The organism is Halomonas sp. AOP7-B1-5 (assembly GCF_052353045.1).
GTDB classification, from domain to species: domain Bacteria; phylum Pseudomonadota; class Gammaproteobacteria; order Pseudomonadales; family Halomonadaceae; genus Vreelandella; species Vreelandella colorata.
This window is the reverse complement of sequence record NZ_JBQTDC010000114.1, coordinates 1-1,083: the sequence shown is the minus strand read 5'-3', so window position 1 is coordinate 1,083 and position 1,083 is coordinate 1. Positions and strand designations below refer to the sequence as shown.

The 1,083-nt window shown below is 48.0% G+C and carries 1 protein-coding gene; it reads right to left on the bottom strand.

Going from position 1 to position 1,083, the window contains the following annotated elements; genetic code table 11:
- Positions 1–7: 7 nt before the first annotated feature.
- Positions 8–1,023, bottom strand: a protein-coding gene (locus tag ACT3XD_RS19605; protein ID WP_172116735.1) for an IS630 family transposase whose coding sequence is annotated in 2 segments (ribosomal slippage) — positions 8–636 and positions 636–1,023 — 1,017 coding nt in all. Because the reading frame shifts where the segments join, the coding sequence is not laid out codon by codon here.
- Positions 1,024–1,083 lie beyond the last annotated feature (60 nt).

Genomic DNA, 1,083 nt, shown 5'->3' with positions numbered 1-1,083 from the left:
TAAGTGGTTATGCAAAAGTTATCGAGTTACTTTTTCCGTAATTATCACATACGTTTTTGACCGCTTCACAGAGCTTGTCGAACGAACTGTAGGCTGTCAGCGGTAACCACTTGTATTTGATTTCACGCCAAAGAATTTCGATCAGGTTCAGCTCCGGCGAATAAGGCGACAGATATACCAGATGAATGCGGTGTGCCATCCAATCGATGATTTTGCGCTGGAAAGCTTTGGAACGGTGCATTTTGGCATTGTCCAGTACAACGACGGCGAAGGCGTCAGGACTTTTCTGTGCCGCGAACTGATCGAACGCTTCTATAACGGTCTCTGTCTTCACTGACTCGGTTGTCATACGATGGAAAAAGCTACCTTTCCTGGTGAGAAAGCCCAGCACATTGAGCCGCTTGCTACGTGAATAGGCGGTCACTTCCCAAGGCTTACCTACCGGGCTCCATGCATAGGGAAGTGATGATGATTGAGAGAAGCCAGCTTCATCAAAGAAGTAAAGATCACACTCGCCATTGTCTTCCCATTCCTTCAAAGCATTGATCAAGCCTTGTGTACGACGAAAATCCGTTTCGTCACGCAGCGCAGTCAATGAGCGGCGTACCCGCTTACAACTGTTGCCGTTTTTTTTAATGCACGACGTAACGTGTCCTGGCTGACGACTTTACCTGTCTTATCCTGAAACTTAGCATGGAGGACAGGTAATTGATGCGGGTGCTCTTCAACAAGTTGCTGTAACACAGCAAGCTCGCTTTCGTTGAGAAGGCTAGGTCGTCCTTCACGAGGTTTATCTTGAAGGCCTTCAATACCGTCTTTTTCCCATTGGGATAACCAAGTAGACACCGTATCGCGTTTAACCCCGAGGATGTCGCGAATCTGGTTAATCGTATGGCCTTTGTGGCTGAGCAAGATGGCGTGGGCTCTGCGGCGTAGTGCTCTCTTTTCACCATGCTGGTAGGCGTCATTAACGATAGGTTGCTGGTCGGGCGTCAAAGAAATGAAGCGCAAGCGACGAGACATGGTGCATCTCCCTTGTTATAAGCCTCGCTTTATACACCATAACTTATGCGGATTCACTTA